Consider the following 13,745-nt stretch of genomic DNA (forward strand, 5'->3'; position numbering starts at 1 on the left):
TTTGATGGTGACGCTGCATGAGCGTCCTCTGGACATCAGAGGCCATCGCGGAAGCGACGGGGGGATCCGCTTCGGCGGATTTTTCTGTTCAAGGGGTCGCGTTCGACAGCCGCGAGATCGGGCCGCGTGACCTCTTCATCGCGATGAAAGGCGAGGCGACCGACGGCCACCGTTTCATCGACCAGGCGTTCGCCAGCGGCGCGGCCGGTGCGATCGTCAGCGAGGCGATCGACTATCCCCACATTCTCGTCGCAGACACGACCGCGGCGCTGGGCGCCCTCGGGGTTGCTTCGAGAGCCAGAACGTCCGCGAAAATTGCGGGCGTGACCGGTTCGGTGGGCAAGACCGGGACGAAGGAAGCCTTGTTCGCAGCGCTCGATCGCTTCGCTCCCGGCCATGTCCATCGTTCGGTGAAGAGCTACAACAATCACACGGGCGTGCCGCTCAGCCTTGCACGCATGCCCGAGGACACGCAGTTCGGCATCTTCGAGATGGGGATGAGCGCGCCCGGCGAACTGGCCGCGCTGACGCGGCTGGTGCGCCCGCATGTCGCGGTCGTTACCGCGATAGCGCCGGCGCATCAAGCCTATTTCGACAGCATCGAACAGATCGCCGATGCCAAGGGCGAGATCTTTCAGGGCCTCGAGCCGGGGGGCACGGCGATCGTGCCCTTCGACAGTCCTTATCGCGATCGGCTGATCGCCGCCGCCGAGCCATATGCCGCAAAGATCCTGACCTTCGGGCATGGCGAGGGCGCCGATGTGCGCGCGCGCGATGTGGTGCGCGCAGCCAATGGCGGATCGCTGGTCACCGCGAACTTCCCCGACGCCGAATTGTGTTTCACCGTCGCCTTTCCCGGTGAGCATTGGGTGTCCAACGCGCTTGCGGTGCTCGCCGCGGTCGAGGCGCTGGGCGGCGATCTGGCGCAAGCGGGGCTTGCGCTCGCTGACCTCGAAGGGCTTGCCGGGCGCGGTGCGCGCCACCGTGTGCCGGTGAAGGACGGAACCGCGCTCGTCATCGACGAGAGCTACAACGCCAATCCGGCGTCAATGGCCGCCACCATTCGTCAACTCGGCAAGGAAGAGGCGGAGCGGCGCATCGTGCTGCTGGGGTCTATGCGCGAACTGGGGCGCGAGTCCGACCGCTATCACGCCGAGCTGGTCGAGCCGCTGGCCGCGGCGAACGTCGATTTTGCACTGCTCATCGGAGACGAAATGCGCCCGCTTGCAAAGGCGCTTGAAGGCCGGATCGAGTTCGTGCACAGGCCCGACGCCGCAAGCGCGCTTGAGCGACTTTCCAAAATTCTCGAACCGGGTGACGCGGTCCTCATAAAGGGGTCTAATGCAATCGGGCTTTCCCGCGTCGTCGACTCTCTGGTTTCCGGCGCGCTGGGGGGCAGGACGGACTGATGCTCTATTTAATCGCAGAACAGCTTGGCTTTCCCGGTATCCTCAACCTGATCCGCTACCTGAGCTTCCGCGCGGGTGGCGCGGTGGCGACGGCGCTGCTGATCGGGCTTATCATCGGGCCGAAGTTCATCGGCTGGCTGCGCGTGCGTCAGGGCAAGGGGCAGCCGATCCGCACCGACGGGCCGCAGACGCATCTCGCCAAGCGCGGCACGCCGACGATGGGCGGGCTGATGATCCTGACGTCGGTCACGCTCTCGCTGCTGTTGTGGATGGACCTCAGCAACATGTTCGTCTGGGCGTGCCTTTTCGTGACGCTGGGCTTCGGCGCGATCGGCTTTCTCGACGATTATGACAAGGTCCGCAAAGCCAGCCACAAAGGCGTTTCGGGCAAGGTTCGACTTGCGGGCGAGTTCGTGATCGCGGGGCTGGCGAGCTGGATGATCATCTCGCAGGTCGGCACGCATCTCTATGTGCCCTTCATCAACTATCCGCCGCTCGATCTCGGCTGGTTCTATATCGTCTTCGCGGCCTTCACGATTGTGGCGTTCGGCAATGCGGTGAATCTGACCGACGGTCTCGACGGGCTCGCGACCTTTCCGGTGATCATCGCGAGCCTCGCGTTCATGCTGATCGTCTATCTGGTCGGCAACGTGAAGTACGCCGAATATCTGGGCATCCCGCACATTCCGGGTGCGGGTGACCTCACCATATTGTGCGGCGCCATGATCGGCGCAGGCCTCGCCTTCCTGTGGTTCAATGCGCCGCCCGCCGCGGTGTTCATGGGCGACACCGGCAGCCTTGCGCTGGGCGGGGCGCTGGGGACGATCGCGGTCGCCTCGCAGCACGAGATCGTGCTCGGCATCATCGGCGGGCTGTTCGTCGTGGAAGCCATGTCGGTGATCATCCAGGTCTTCTTCTACAAGCGGACGGGCAAGCGCGTGTTCAAGATGGCGCCGATCCACCACCATTTCGAGCAGATGGGATGGTCCGAGCCGACCGTCGTCATCCGCTTCTGGATCATCAGCATCGTGCTGGCATTGGCCGGCCTGTCGACGCTGAAGCTGCGGTGATCGTCTCCCCAGCCTTTGCGGGCAAACGATTTGCGGTGCTTGGGCTCGCGCGCTCGGGCCTCGCGACCGTTGGCGCGCTTGTTGCGAGCGGCGCGGAGGTTGTTGCTTGGGACGACAAGCCGGAGGCGCGCGCGGCAGTCGCTGCAATGTACCCCGGCGAAGGCCGGGGTCCAGATTCGGAGCAAGCGCTGGACCCCGGCCTTCGCCCGGGTACTCTGAGCGTTGCCGATCCGCTGACGATCGATCTCGACGGTTTCCACGGCGTCGTCGTCTCGCCGGGCGTGCCGCTCAACCGCCACCCGATCGCGCAAAAGGCGCGCGAGGCGGGTGTACCGGTGATCGGTGACATTGAACTGTTCGCGCAGGCGCGGGCGAGCCTGCCGCCGCACAAGGTGGTCGGGATCACGGGCACCAACGGCAAGTCGACGACGACCGCGCTGATCCACCATATCGTCGAGACCGCTGGCATTCCGACGAGGATGGGCGGCAATATCGGGCTGCCGATCCTTGGCCAGGAGCCGCTGTCCGCGGGTGGGGTCTATGTGCTCGAGCTGTCGAGCTACCAGATCGACCTGACCTTCAGCCTCGACTGCGATGTGGCGGTGCTGCTCAACATCACGCCTGACCATCTCGATCGCTATGACGGATTCGAGGCGTATGTCGCGTCGAAGGCGCGGTTGTTTGAGATGCAGTCGGAGGACAAGATTGCGATCGTGGCCGTCGAAGACGAACCAACGCGCACAATTGCCGCTGATCTCAAAAATTCCGTTCAGGCTGAGCCTGTCGAAGCCCTTATTTCTTCTTTCCGCACGGCAGAAGGAAGCGAAGGCCTTCGACAAGCTCAGGCCGAGCGGGTTGAGCGACTGGTTGAAGTGTCGTCAACAGATGTGCGGGGGCAGGATCGCTGGCCCTCGCTGCAGGGGCCGCACAACGCGCAGAATACTGCCGCAGCAATCGCCACAGCGCGCGCGCTGGGCATCGACGATGCGGGGATCTTCCGCGCGCTCGAAACCTATCCCGGCCTGCCGCACCGTATGGAGCGCGTCGCCGAGAAGCATGGCGTGCTCTACGTCAATGACAGCAAGGCGACCAATCCGACCTCGACCGCGCCCGCGCTCGCGGCTTACCCCGCGATCCACTGGATCGTCGGCGGGCGCGCCAAGACCGACGAGCTTGACGCGTGCACCGCCTTTTTCGGGCATGTTCGCGCGGCCTATACGATCGGCGAGGCGGGCGAGATGTATGCGCGGCTGCTGGCGCCGCACATGGCCGTCAGCCAATGCCGTGACCTGAAGACCGCGGTCGCGCGCGCAGCGGACGTGGCGCGCGCAGGGGAGACGGTGCTGCTGTCGCCTGCCTGTGCGTCCTTCGACCAGTTCAGCGATTATGAGGCGCGGGGCGAGGCCTTTCGCGTCGCGGTGGAGGCGCTTTCCTGATGGCTTCGATTCCCGGCAATGTGCAGGTTCCGCGCCCCAAGGCGAAAAAGCCGAAAAAGGCCAAGGTGCTTTCGCGCTTCGGCCGCGACAACCATTCGCCGATGAGCATCTGGTTCTGGGAAATCGACCGGGTGCTGCTGCTGTGCGTGACGCTGCTGATCTCGATCGGGCTGATCGCGGTCGCCGCCGCCTCGCCGGCGGCTGCCGAGCGCTATTCAGACGGCGCGACGCGTTTCGATGCGCTGCACTATTTCTGGCGCCAGCTCGCCTGGGTTGTGCTGAGCGTTCCGGTGATGCTGATCGTGTCCGCCATGCCCAAGGAAATGGCGCGGCGGCTCGCGCTGATCGGCGCGGCCATTTTCGCGGTCTGCCTTGCGGTGGTGCCCGTGATTGGCGCGGAGGTGAACGGCGCCCGGCGCTGGATCGGGATGGGGATCGCCCAGTTCCAGCCTTCAGAATTCCTCAAGCCGTGTTTCGTCGTCGGCATGGCATGGCTGTTGTCGCTCCGCGTGCACGACAAGACCTTGCCCGTCGTGCCGATCTCGGCGTTGGGGACCGCGCTTGTGGCGCTGTTCCTGATGCGTCAGCCCGATTTCGGACAGACCGTAATTTTCTGCGCAATCTGGCTCACGCTGCTTCTGCTTTCGGGGTTGAGCGTGCGCATCCTCGCCTGGCTGGGCGCGGCGGGCGTCGCTGCGGTGATCAGCGCCTATCTGTTCTATGATGTCGCGACGCGCCGCATCAACGACTTCCTCTTCCAGACGGGCGACACCTACCAGACCGATATGTCCCACGCGACACTGACGGCGGGCGGGCTGCTCGGCACCGGGCCCGGCGGCGGGAGCATGAAGTTCCGCCTTCCCGAGGCGCATACCGACTATATCTTCTCGGTGATCGGAGAGGAATTCGGGCTGATCGCGTGCTTCGCGATCGCCGCGCTTTATGTGCTGATCGTCGTCCGCGTGTTCGTGAAGCTTCTCGACGAGGACGATCTGTTCCTGTTGCTCGCCTCGGCGGGCCTTGCCACGCAATTCGGATTGCAGGCAATGATCAACATGGCGGTCAACACGCAGCTTGCGCCATCCAAGGGCATGACGCTGCCCTTCATCAGCTATGGCGGATCGTCGATGCTCGCATTGTCGTTCGGCTTCGGGCTGCTGCTCGCCTTTACGCGTCGAAACCCCTATCTCCTTCGCTCGCCTTATGTTGTAAAATGGAGCGGTCGATGAGGATCGTGCGTCATTTCGTTCTCGCCGCCGGGGGTACGGGCGGTCATATGATCCCAGCCCATGCGCTGGCGGGGGAATTGATGTCGCGCGGCCATCATGTCGCGCTGATCACCGATGAGCGCGGCGCGCGCATTCCGGGCCTGTTCGACGGCGCACAGACGCATGTTCTGCCAGCAGGCAGGCTCGCGGGTGGGCCCATGGGCTGGTTCAAGGCGGGGCGATCGATCCTCGCCGGACGCGCGATGGCCGCGCGGCTGTATGAGACTTTCGAGCCGAGCGCAGTGATCGGCTTTGGCGGCTATCCCGCGCTGCCCGCGCTGCTGGCTGCGACCAGCGCGAAAATTCCGACGGCGGTGCATGAGCAGAATGCGGTGCTCGGCCGCGTCAATCGTTTCCTCGCGGGCAGGGTCGACGCGATCGTCACCGCCTATCCCGACATCCAGCGGTTGAAGGATGGCTGGCGTCACAAGACGCACCTGCTCGGCAATCCGGTGCGTGACGAGGTGCTGGCGCTGCGCGACCAGCCATTCCCCGCGCTCAGCGAAGACGGTATCTTTCGGCTACTTGTCACGGGCGGGAGTCAGGGCGCGACCATCCTATCCGATGTTGTCCCCGAGGCGCTGGGACTGCTTCCGCTGAATTTCCGCCGCCGGCTGCAGGTGACGCAGCAATGCCGCGTAGAGGATATCGACCGCGTGCGCGCAACCTATGCCGATCTGGGCATCCCCGCCGACCTCGCCACCTATCTGCCCGACCTGCCCGAGCGGCTGGGCTGGGCGCATCTGGTGATCGCGCGCGCGGGCGCCTCGACGATCGCCGAACTGACCGCCGCGGGCCGTCCCGCGATCCTCGTGCCGCTGCCTTCGGCGACCGATAACCACCAGACCTATAACGTACGCGAGATGGTCGATGCGGGAGGCGCGCGCGCCATCCAGCAATCCGCCTTCACGCCCGTGGAGCTTGCCAAACAGATGCAGAAACTCGCGCTCGAACCCGGCGCGCTTGCCAATGCCGCGAAGCGCGCCTGGAATTGCGGACGCCCCAATGCCGCGCGCGATCTTGCCGACCTTGTCGAGAATCTCGGGCCGCAGCCCGTGGGCGGCGAGCCGATCCGCATGCGTCCGGCGCAAGCGCCTGTTATGGGCAGGCAGGGGGCCGTCGCATGAGGGGCGTGCCCACCGATATCGGGACGGTCCACTTCATCGGCATTGGCGGCATCGGCATGTCGGGCATTGCGCGCGTGATGAACAATCTCGGCTATAAGGTTCAGGGCTCCGACGCATCCGAGGGTGCAGTCGTGCAGGCGCTGCGCGAGCGCGGCATCAAGGTGACGATCGGGCACGCGCCCGAGAATCTTGGCGATGCGCGCGTCGTCGTGACCTCGACCGCGATCCAGCGCGGCAATCCCGAGGTCGAGGCTGCGCTCGAGCGTCGCATCCCCGTGGTACGCCGCGCCGAGATGCTGGCCGAGCTGATGCGGCTTAAATCGACGGTCGCCATCGCGGGCACGCACGGCAAGACCACGACGACCTCGATGGTCGCTTGCCTGCTCGATGCGGGCGGCTTTGATCCGACGGTGATCAATGGCGGGATCATCAACGCCTATGGGTCCAACGCGCGGCTTGGCGCTGGCGACTGGATGGTCGTCGAGGCCGACGAGAGCGATGGCAGCTTCCTGCGCCTCGACGGCACGATCGCGGTCGTCACGAACATCGATCCCGAGCATCTCGACCATTATGGCAGCTTCGATGCGGTCAAGGAGGCCTTTGTCGAGTTCGTCGAGAATGTGCCGTTCTATGGCGCGGCATTGCTCTGCCTCGACCATCCCGAGGTGCAGGCGATCCTGCCCAAGATCCGCGACCGGCGGATCGTGACCTATGGCTTTTCAGCTCAGGCCGACGTGCGCGCCGAGAATGTGACGCCGGTGCCCGGCGGCAATCGTTTCGATGTCGTGGTCCGTGATTTCGACGGCAACCTGCGCCGGATCGAGAATGTCGAGTTGCCCATGCCGGGACGGCACAATGTCCAGAACGCGCTCGCTGCGATCGGCGTCGCGCTTGAAATGGGGATCGAGGACGCGAAGATCGCGGAGGGGTTCCACAAGTTCGGAGGCGTCAAGCGACGCTTCACGCGCGTGGGCGAAGTCGACGGCGTCACCATCATCGACGATTACGGGCACCATCCTGTCGAGATCCGGGCGGCGCTGTCTGCGGCGCGCGAAGGCGTAGCGGGTCGCGTGATCGCGGTGGTGCAGCCGCATCGCTTTACGCGCCTGCGCGACCTGATGGATGATTTCCAGCAGGCCTTCAACGATGCCGACATCGTCTATGTCAGCCCCGTCTATCCCGCGGGCGAGCAGCCGATCGAGGGTATCGACGCGGCGGCGCTGGTCGAGGGGTTGAAGGTGCGCGGCCACCGTGCGGCGAGCGAGATTGCGGGTGCCGACGCGCTGGCGCAGACGCTCGCCGAGGTGTCACGCGATGGCGATATGGTGGTCTGCCTCGGCGCGGGCGACATCACCAAATGGGCCGCCGGGCTAGCCGATGCGATCCGCGATGTGCGGCAGGAGGTGGCGGCGTGAATGATCCCTTCGCAATCTGGTTCGATCTGTCTCGTCAGACCATCGACGCGCAGCAGGCGCAGGTGAAGGCTGCGCAACAGGCGCTTGGCGCGTTCGACAAGGCAGTCGACGCGCAGCAGGCCACCGCGAAGGCGGCGAAGGCCAATCTCGAATTGTGGAAGAGCTGGATGAACCTGTGGGGGATAAGGTGAGCGCCCACATGATCGCACTATGTACCCCGGCGAAGGCCGGGGTCCAGGAGTCGCACGCAACGCGTTCCGGCCACTTCTGGACCCCGGCCTTCGCTGGGGTACGTGGCGGGGGTGCTGCATGAGCGCAACCATGGCGGCTGCATCGAGCATACTGCCACCGCTCGGCGGCACGATTGCTCCCGGAGGGAGCCTCGCTGATTTCATCTGGTTTCGCACTGGCGGGCCCGCCGAATGGCTGGTGCGTCCGAAGGACGTGGAGGATCTGAGCCGCTTTCTTGCCGCGCTTGACGCTTCGCTACCGGTACTGCCCGTGGGCGTGGGATCGAACCTGATCGTGCGCGACGGCGGCGTGCCCGGCGTGGTTGTGCGGTTGCCCAAGAGCTTCGCCAAGGTCACGATCGAACCGGGAAACCGGGTGCGCGCGGGTGGCGCGGCGATGGGGATCACCGTTGCGAGCGGCGCGCGCGATGCGGGGATTGCCGGACTTGAATTCCTGCGTGGTATTCCCGGCACTGTCGGCGGCGCGGTCCGTATGAACGCGGGCGCCTATGGCCGCGAAGCGTCGGATATACTCGTCGAAACCACGCTGGTGCTCCGCGACGGTACGGTCGAGGTGCGGCCGCTCGAAGCGCTGGGATATACCTATCGCCATTCCGAACTGCCCGAGGGGGCGATTGTTGTCGAGGCGCTGTTCGAGGGCGTCCCCGGTGATCCCAGCGAGATTGGCGTGGAGATGGACCGCATCGCCGCCGAACGCGAGGCATCGCAGCCGCTGCGCTCACGCACGGGCGGATCGACCTTCAAGAACCCGCCCGGCGACAAGGCCTGGCGGCTGGTCGACGAGGCCGGATGTCGCGGCTTGCAGATTGGTGATGCGCAAGTATCGGAGAAGCACTGTAATTTTCTGCTCAATCTCGGTAGCGCTTCATCGGCGGAAATCGAGGAACTGGGCGAGGAAGTGCGGCGGCGGGTGAAGGCGAAGTCGGGCATCACGCTCGAATGGGAAATCCAGCGGATTGGAGTTAAGGCGTGAGCGACCGGTTGCACATTGCGGTTTTGATGGGCGGCTGGTCTTCCGAGCGCGAGGTTTCGCTGACGAGCGGCAATGGGGTTGCCGAGGCGCTTGAAAGCCTGGGGCATCAGGTCACGCGGATCGACATGGATCGTAACGTCGCGCAGGTGCTTGCCGGGGTTCGTCCGGACGTCGTTTTCAACGCGCTCCACGGCACGCCCGGCGAGGACGGCACGGTACAGGGGATGCTCGATCTGATGCAGATCCCCTATACGCATTCGGGGCTCGTCACCTCGGTGATCGCGATCGACAAGGAACTGACCAAGCAGGCACTGGTGCCGCACGGCATCCGCATGCCCCAAGGCACGATCGTCGAGAGCGAACGCCTCTACGAAGCAGATCCTCTGCCAAGGCCCTATGTGCTGAAGCCGGTCAACGAGGGGTCGTCGGTTGGCGTCGCGATCGTCATGGAGGACGGCAATTACGGTAAGCCGATCGGCCGTGATTCCGAGGGGCCGTGGAAGCATTTCGACCGACTGCTCGCCGAGCCCTTCATTCGCGGGCGCGAGCTTACCGTGGCGGTGATGGGCGACCGCGCGCTCGCCGTGACCGAATTGAAGCCCAAGACCGGCTTTTACGATTACGACGCCAAATATACCGATGGCCTGACCACACATATGTGTCCCGCCGAGATCCCCGAGGATATTGCGGCCGCGGCGATGGATATGGCGCTGCAGGCGCATCGGCTGCTCGGTTGCAAGGGCACGTCGCGGTCGGATTTCCGCTGGGATGACGAGCGCGGAATAGACGGTCTCTACCTGCTCGAGGTCAACACGCAGCCCGGCATGACGCCGCTCAGCCTGGTGCCCGAGCAGGCGAAATATTGCGGCATTTCCTATGCCGAACTGTGCGACCGGATCGTGAGGGATGCCTTATGAGTACGGCTACCATCCGCCGCGGCCAGCCCGCGCGCGCGCGGCCCAAGGTGGGTGCCGGGCGACGCAAGGTTGCGCCCAAGAAGAAGGGGATGCTCGAGCGGCTGGCCGAACATCTGCCCGTCGGCGTCGAGACGATCCAGCGCTGGATCGGCTATGGCGTGGTTGTGACGGGCATTGGGCTGGCGGGCACCGCTGCGACCTTCATGGGGCTGCCCCAGATGGGGGGCGTTGCGCTGGCCGAGATGGTCGGCCGCGCGGGCTTCGAGGTGAAGCGCGTCGAGGTGATGGGGATCGACCGGATGGACCGGCTGACCGTCTACGCCGTCGCGCTCGACCAGCATTCGATGGCGATGCCGCTCGTCGATCTCGACAAGGTGCGCAGCGACCTGCTGCGCTATGGCTGGATCAAGGACGCGCGCGTTTCACGCCGCCTTCCCGACACGCTGGTAGTCGACATCGTCGAGCGCAAGCCTGCGGCGATCTGGCAGAATGCGCGCGCGCTCAGCCTGATCGACCGCGACGGCGTCGTGCTGGAGCCCGTCAAGATCGAGGCGATGCCCGACCTGCCCTTGCTGATCGGGGCGGATGCAAACAGGCAGGCGCAGGCGCTGGCCGCGCTGATGGAGGCGGCGCCGTCGCTCAAGCCGATGATGGCGGGCGCGAGCTGGGTGGGCAATCGCCGCTGGGATCTGCGCTTCCAGTCCGGAGAGACGCTGGCGCTGCCCGAGGGCGAAAAGGAGGCAGCCGACGCGCTGGTGAAATTTGCGCGGATGGACGGCACCGAACGTTTGCTCGGACGCGGCTTTGTGCGCTTCGACATGCGGCTGCCCGATCGTTTCGTGGTGCGCGTGCCGCCGCAGGGTGCGGCGAAGAAGGTGGCGGCTGGCGGGACGCCTGTGGTCGAGGCGGCCAAGGATAACGGGGATGCCGCGGGGAACAAGGGGAAGGAAGACGGGGATGGCACAAGCACGGGGTGACGGACTGATCACTGCGCTCGATATCGGTTCGTGGAAGGTTTCCGCGCTGATCGCCGAGCGCAGCGAGGGCGGCGAGCTCAACGTGCTCGCCACTGGCCAGCGCGAGAGCCAGGGCGTCAAGCGCGGCTATATCGCCGACATGCCGTCGACCGAAAAGGCGGTGCGCGAGGCGGTCGAGCAGGCCGAACGGATCGCGGGCACCAACATCGAGGATGTCTGGGTCAGCTTTTCGGCGGGCGGACTGGTGAGCGACATCGCGTCGGTCGAGGTCGAGCTGGGCGGCCACCGGATCGAGCAGGAGGACATCAACGAACTGCTCGCCGCAGGGCGCAGCTCGATCGATCCCGATGGCCGGATGGTGCTGCACGCGCAGCCGACGCTCTACACGCTCGACGGCCTGCGCGGCGTGAAGAAGCCGCTGGGCCTTCATGCCGACCGGCTCGGCGTCGACATCCATGTCGTCGCCGCCGACGGCTCGCCTGTCCGCAACCTCGATCTGTGCGTGCGGAGCGCGCATCTGGAAGTGAAGTCGATCGTCGCCTCGCCCGTTGCCACTGGCATGGCGTGCCTCAGCGATGAAGAGCGCGAGCTGGGCGTCGCGCTGGTCGAGCTGGGCGCGGGCGTGACCAACGTCTCATTGTTCGCGGGCGGGATGCTTGTCGGACTGACCTCGATTCCCTTCGGCGCCGCCGATATCACCGACGACATCGCCTCGGCCTTCGGCACGCGGCGCAATCATGCCGAGCGGATGAAGTGCTTCTACGGCTCGGCGACCGCGACGCCGCGTGACAATCACGACATGATCGAGGTCGCGCCGATCTCGGCCGATGACGACAGCAGCGAGAGCGCGCGGATCACGCGCGCGCAACTGATCGCGGTCATCCGCCAGCGCCTTGAACATCTGGTCGGCGAGATCGGCAAGGCTCTGAACGAGCTTGGTTTCACCGGGCCTGTCGGCCGGCAGGTGGTGCTGACGGGTGGCGGTGCGGAACTCAAAGGCATCGCCGATTACGCGCAGGGCGCGCTCGGTCGCGCTGTCCGGGTCGGTCGTCCGCGCGGGCTCAACGGCCTGCCCGACGCGCACAGCGGTCCGGGTTTCTGCACGCTTGCCGGGCTCGTCCAATATGCCGCGAGCAACCCGGCCGATCTTCGGACCATCGTGCCTGCCCACCAGATGGTCCATCGTGTCCAGGGTTCGGGGTTGATCGAGCGGCTGATGGCGGCATTTAAGGCGGGATATTGATGGTTACTGGCCGTAAAAAAGTCAGAAGTTAAGAATTTTTGCTTGCGCGTTAACTTTTTAGGTGATTCGGTGATTCCAGTAGTGCACAAGTGTTCAGGGGCAACTGCTTCGCCCATGACGAAGCTTGGGGAGACAGTAAAATGAGCATCGAATTCATGCCGCCCGAAGTCGACGAACTTCGGCCGCGGATCAGTGTCATCGGCGTCGGCGGAGCGGGCGGCAACGCGATCGCGAACATGATGGCGAGCCAGGTCCAGGGGGTCGACTTCCTCGTGGCAAACACCGACGCGCAGGCGCTCAACGCCTCGCCCGCGGAACGTCGCATTCAACTCGGCCTCAAGATCACTCAAGGGTTGGGTGCGGGTTCGCGGCCCGAGATCGGTCGTGCAGCCGCTGAAGAAGCCGCCGAGCAGATCGAGCGCGCGCTTGACGGCGCGCACATGTGCTTCGTCGCGGCCGGCATGGGCGGCGGCACGGGTACGGGCGCTGCGCCTGTGATCGCGAAGGCGGCCAGGGATCGGGGGATCCTGACCGTCGGCGTCGTCACCAAGCCGTTCAGCTTCGAAGGCAACCGCCGGATGAAGTCCGCCGACGCGGGCATCGCCGAGCTGCAGAAGCATGTCGACACGCTTATCGTCATTCCCAACCAGAACCTCTTCCTGATCGCCAATGCGAACACGACCTTCAAGGAAGCGTTCCAGATGGCCGATGAGGTGCTCCAGCAGGGCGTCCGCGGCATCACCGACCTGATGGTCATGCCCGGCCTGATCAACCTCGACTTCGCCGACGTCCGTTCGGTGATGGGCGAGATGGGCAAAGCGATGATGGGCACGGGCGAAGCCGAAGGCGACGGCCGTGCGATCGAAGCTGCGGAGAAGGCGATCGCCAACCCGCTGCTCGACGGCGTGAGCATGAAGGGCGCCAAGGGCGTCATCATCTCGATCACCGGCGGCGAGGACATGCGCCTGATGGAGGTCGACGAGGCCGCCAACCATATTCGTGAGCTGGTCGATCCCGACGCCAACATCATCTGGGGCTCGGCGTTCAACAACGATCTCGAGGGCAAGATCCGCGTCTCGGTTGTGGCGACGGGCATCGAAGCCGAAGCGTCGGCTCAGCCCGAGCCCGCCCGCGTCTTCGCCTTCCCGACCGCGCGCCAGCCGGCGGCAGAGAAGGTCGAGGAAGTGAAGCCCGTGATCGAGGAAGCGCACGCGCCTGTGCTCGAAGCGCCCGAACCTGTCGAGGTCGAGGCCGAGGCTGTAAGCTTCGAGGATGATGCGGTTGTGGCTGAGGCCGACGAGCTGGTGCTCGACGCAGGTCGCATCGTTGACGAGCCGGTGGCGGAGGAGCCGCTCGATCTCAAGATCGAGGCGCCCGAGGAGCAGGCGAAACCCGAATGGCTGGGCGCCAGCGACGACGAGCAGCGCGCACCGCGCGTCTCGACGGGCGGTGGCACGCTGTTCGAGCGGATGTCGAACATCGCGCGCGGCGCGGCACGCCGGGACGAAGAGGACGCGAGCGGCAAGTCCGATCCGCTCGATATCCCGCGATTTCTGAACCGTCAGAACAACCAGTAACAGCATCTGGAAAATTGCGACGGTGCCGCCGGCTCATCTCCGGTTGGCACCGTTTCGCCGTTGTGGCGGCTTGCCATTCACG

At 65.3% G+C, this 13,745-nt stretch carries 12 protein-coding genes; all 12 read left to right on the forward strand.

Translation table 11 applies throughout. The features are described from left to right. Positions 1-17: 17 nt before the first annotated feature. The 12 genes from D3876_RS09850 to ftsZ all read left to right on the forward strand — a co-directional run bounded on the left by D3876_RS09850 (position 18) and on the right by ftsZ (position 13,663). Positions 18-1,409: a UDP-N-acetylmuramoyl-tripeptide--D-alanyl-D-alanine ligase gene (locus tag D3876_RS09850; protein WP_119761800.1), complete on the forward strand. Its 1,392-nt coding sequence runs from the start codon at positions 18-20 to the stop codon at positions 1,407-1,409. Beyond that, positions 1,409-2,479 carry a phospho-N-acetylmuramoyl-pentapeptide-transferase gene (gene mraY / locus D3876_RS09855; protein ID WP_119761802.1) on the forward strand — a complete coding sequence of 357 codons (1,071 nt, stop codon included), beginning with the start codon at positions 1,409-1,411 and terminating at the stop codon, positions 2,477-2,479. The genes D3876_RS09850 and mraY overlap by 1 nt, the downstream gene beginning before the upstream one ends. Then, positions 2,476-3,915 (forward strand): UDP-N-acetylmuramoyl-L-alanine--D-glutamate ligase, encoded by a 1,440-nt coding sequence (murD, locus tag D3876_RS09860; RefSeq protein ID WP_119761804.1) that lies wholly within the window; start codon positions 2,476-2,478, stop codon positions 3,913-3,915. The genes mraY and murD overlap by 4 nt, the downstream gene beginning before the upstream one ends. Then, entirely contained in the window at positions 3,915-5,144 is a 1,230-nt protein-coding gene (locus tag D3876_RS09865; RefSeq protein WP_119761806.1) for an FtsW/RodA/SpoVE family cell cycle protein, read from the forward strand. Before murD ends, D3876_RS09865 begins: the two co-directional genes overlap by 1 nt. Then, positions 5,141-6,310, forward strand: a complete 1,170-nt coding sequence (murG, locus tag D3876_RS09870) for an undecaprenyldiphospho-muramoylpentapeptide beta-N-acetylglucosaminyltransferase (RefSeq protein WP_119763687.1) — start codon at positions 5,141-5,143, stop codon at positions 6,308-6,310. Before D3876_RS09865 ends, murG begins: the two co-directional genes overlap by 4 nt. Then, positions 6,307-7,725, forward strand: coding sequence for a UDP-N-acetylmuramate--L-alanine ligase (gene murC / locus D3876_RS09875; protein WP_119761808.1), 1,419 nt, complete (start codon positions 6,307-6,309; stop codon positions 7,723-7,725). The genes murG and murC overlap by 4 nt, the downstream gene beginning before the upstream one ends. Then, the gene (locus tag D3876_RS09880; RefSeq protein WP_119761810.1) at positions 7,722-7,916 is read left to right on the forward strand and encodes a hypothetical protein; all 195 of its coding nucleotides are present in this window, start codon (positions 7,722-7,724) and stop codon (positions 7,914-7,916) included. Before murC ends, D3876_RS09880 begins: the two co-directional genes overlap by 4 nt. 130 nt (positions 7,917-8,046) lie before the next feature. After that, the gene (murB, locus tag D3876_RS09885; protein ID WP_119763689.1) at positions 8,047-8,949 is read left to right on the forward strand and encodes a UDP-N-acetylmuramate dehydrogenase; all 903 of its coding nucleotides are present in this window, start codon (positions 8,047-8,049) and stop codon (positions 8,947-8,949) included. Then, positions 8,946-9,866, forward strand: a complete 921-nt coding sequence (locus tag D3876_RS09890; RefSeq protein ID WP_119761812.1) for a D-alanine--D-alanine ligase — start codon at positions 8,946-8,948, stop codon at positions 9,864-9,866. The genes murB and D3876_RS09890 overlap by 4 nt, the downstream gene beginning before the upstream one ends. Next, the gene (locus tag D3876_RS09895) at positions 9,863-10,843 is read left to right on the forward strand and encodes a cell division protein FtsQ/DivIB (RefSeq protein WP_119761814.1); all 981 of its coding nucleotides are present in this window, start codon (positions 9,863-9,865) and stop codon (positions 10,841-10,843) included. The genes D3876_RS09890 and D3876_RS09895 overlap by 4 nt, the downstream gene beginning before the upstream one ends. After that, entirely contained in the window at positions 10,824-12,086 is a 1,263-nt protein-coding gene (ftsA, locus tag D3876_RS09900) for a cell division protein FtsA (RefSeq protein ID WP_119761816.1), read from the forward strand. Before D3876_RS09895 ends, ftsA begins: the two co-directional genes overlap by 20 nt. A 140-nt stretch (positions 12,087-12,226) precedes the next feature. Further along, positions 12,227-13,663: a cell division protein FtsZ gene (ftsZ, locus tag D3876_RS09905; protein WP_119761818.1), complete on the forward strand. Its 1,437-nt coding sequence runs from the start codon at positions 12,227-12,229 to the stop codon at positions 13,661-13,663. The last annotated feature ends 82 nt before the right edge of the window (positions 13,664-13,745 follow it).

It is taken from the genome of Sphingomonas cavernae (assembly GCF_003590775.1).
GTDB lineage: Bacteria > Pseudomonadota > Alphaproteobacteria > Sphingomonadales > Sphingomonadaceae > Sphingobium_A > Sphingobium_A cavernae.

Bases quoted from the DNA above. Each gene is read 5' to 3' on its own strand.
- D3876_RS09895 (WP_119761814.1), top strand. From the start codon at position 9,863: ATGAGTACGGCTACCATCCGCCGCGGCCAGCCCGCGCGCGCGCGGCCC.
- D3876_RS09850 (WP_119761800.1), top strand. From the start codon at position 18: ATGAGCGTCCTCTGGACATCAGAGGCCATCGCGGAAGCGACGGGGGGA.
- murB (WP_119763689.1), top strand. From the start codon at position 8,047: ATGGCGGCTGCATCGAGCATACTGCCACCGCTCGGCGGCACGATTGCT.
- murG (WP_119763687.1), top strand. From the start codon at position 5,141: ATGAGGATCGTGCGTCATTTCGTTCTCGCCGCCGGGGGTACGGGCGGT.
- mraY (WP_119761802.1), top strand. From the start codon at position 1,409: ATGCTCTATTTAATCGCAGAACAGCTTGGCTTTCCCGGTATCCTCAAC.
- D3876_RS09865 (WP_119761806.1), top strand. From the start codon at position 3,915: ATGGCTTCGATTCCCGGCAATGTGCAGGTTCCGCGCCCCAAGGCGAAA.
- ftsZ (WP_119761818.1), top strand. From the start codon at position 12,227: ATGAGCATCGAATTCATGCCGCCCGAAGTCGACGAACTTCGGCCGCGG.
- murC (WP_119761808.1), top strand. From the start codon at position 6,307: ATGAGGGGCGTGCCCACCGATATCGGGACGGTCCACTTCATCGGCATT.
- ftsA (WP_119761816.1), top strand. From the start codon at position 10,824: ATGGCACAAGCACGGGGTGACGGACTGATCACTGCGCTCGATATCGGT.